We start from the raw sequence: 2,022 nt of genomic DNA, 5'->3' as shown, positions 1-2,022 counted from the left end.
GGACGACGAGGCCCCCGTCGGAAACGTTCATCCGCCGACCGATCTCTGCGCGCAGGTCCTGGGTAGCGAGCCAGACGGTCTCCCCATCTTTGGGACCCTGACCGGATGCACGAAGGGGCGGCACTGGCTTTCCCACGGTGCCTCCAGATTGGTGAACATGCCTCGACGCTGAGCATTAAAGAGTTGCGTCCTGCAGAGTGGTGTACCGGTAGCCCGGTGAGCGTGTCGTCGTAGACGAGTGCGGTCACCGCGTGATCCTTCGAGTGATCTCTCACAACCGACTCGAAGAGGACCTACAGCGATGACCGCACCATCGATTATCGACCCTGCCCGCTTCCTGGAGGAGCACCTCGCCCAGGCGTCCCCGGACCTGTTGCGGCAGATGCTCACCACGTTCATCAACGCCCTGCTCTCGGCCGATGCCGACGCGGTCTGCGGGGCGGGTTACCGGGAGGTGAGCGATGCCCGGTCGAACCGGCGCAACGGTTACCGCCACCGCGACTTCGACACCCGCGCCGGGACCATCGACGTCGCGATCCCGAAGCTGCGCACCGGGTCGTACTTCCCGGACTGGCTGCTCGAACGGCGCCGCCGCGCCGAGGCGGCCCTGACCAGCGTGGTGGCGACCTGCTACCTCCTGGGCGTCTCGACCCGGCGGATGGACAAGCTCGTCCAGTCCCTCGGGATCACCGGGCTGAGCAGGTCCCAGGTCTCACAGATGGCCAAGGATCTCGACGCCCAGGTCGAGGACTTCCGCACCCGGCCCCTGGACGCCGGCCCGTACACATTCCTCGCCGCGGACGCGCTCACGATGCGGGTCCGCGAGGGCGGCCGAGTGGTCAAGGTCGCCGTCCTGGTCGCCACCGGCGTCAACGCCGACGGCCACCGCGAGGTCCTCGGCGTCCAGGTCGCCACCGCCGAGTCCGGGGCCGGGTGGCTCGCGTTCTTCCGCGACCTCGTCGCCCGGGGCCTGACCGGGGTCAAGCTCGTGACCTCCGACGCCCACGCCGGCCTGGTCGAGGCCATCGGGGCGACCCTGCCCGGGGCGGCGTGGCAGCGGTGCCGCACGCACTACGCCGCGAACCTCATGGCCAAGTGCCCCAAGGCGTCCTGGCCGGCCGTGAAGGCCATGCTGCACTCGGTCTACGACCAGGTCGACGCCCCCGCCGTCCAGGCCCAGTTCGACAAGCTCCTCGACGCCGTCGAGACCCAGCTACCCGACGTCCACGCCCACCTCGACGACGCCCGCGGCGACATCCTGGCCTTCACCGGCTTCCCCAAGGCCCTGTGGCGCCAGATCTGGTCCAACAACCCCAACGAGCGCCTCAACCGCGAGATCCGCCGCCGCACCGACGTCGTCGGGATCTTCCCCGACCGCACCAGCATCATCCGCCTCGTCGGCGCCGTGCTCGCCGAGCAGCACGACGAATGGGCCGAAGGTCGCCGCTACTTCGGCCTCGACGCCCTGGCCAAAGCCCGCTTGACCCTCATCACCAACACCGAGACCGGACAGGAGGACCCCGCCGTCGCCGGCGCCATCAGCGCCTAACACCCCACGAAGGAATCACGCCGATCCCGTACACCACTCCAGAGGACTTGACCCATTAAAGCACCGGAATCGGACGAGCGCGGGTGAATTGAAAGCCTGTCTTAGTCACCGAAATCCAGCAGAGGGCCGCCTTGTGGTCTTCAGTCGACCTTTGGATGGGTCTTCCGTTGAAGGACACGGCATCTCCTTTGTCCAAAGTCTCTAGTGACGATCTCGACCTCGAATGTGTGACGTGGCCGACGCCGACCGCTTCGACGTCTAGTCCCACCGATGTTGGTCCGGTGGTCCTGGATGCCTGTGAGGCCACCTGCCCATCCGGACATAGCTCCGAATCGACGCGCGCCGGACCGGCAAGCTTCCTGGAAGTCCTGACGCCAAGCGGTGCCTGGGCACTATCGTCGTCGCCATGGCAGGGCGTTATGACCAAAGCGACCTCAACGTCTACGGGGCCGAGGACGACGAGGAGATGGACA

Annotated in this window: 1 protein-coding gene; it reads left to right on the top strand. The window is 67.2% G+C overall.

The window, feature by feature from the left end; genetic code table 11:
- The first annotated feature begins 301 nt into the window (after positions 1 to 301).
- Complete coding sequence (locus HOW07_RS19110; RefSeq protein ID WP_175118356.1) at positions 302 to 1,549, top strand: IS256 family transposase; 1,248 nt, start codon at positions 302 to 304, stop codon at positions 1,547 to 1,549.
- Positions 1,550 to 2,022 lie beyond the last annotated feature (473 nt).

The organism is Plantibacter sp. MCCC 1A11337 (genome assembly GCF_013349365.1).
In the GTDB taxonomy this organism is placed as follows: Bacteria; Actinomycetota; Actinomycetes; order Actinomycetales; family Microbacteriaceae; genus Plantibacter; species Plantibacter flavus_A.
This window is presented reverse-complemented; position numbering and strand designations above follow the sequence as displayed.

What these genes read in the sequence shown, in the direction of transcription:
- HOW07_RS19110 (WP_175118356.1), top strand. Translation starts at nt 302, where the DNA reads ATGACCGCACCATCGATTATCGACCCTGCCCGCTTCCTGGAGGAGCAC.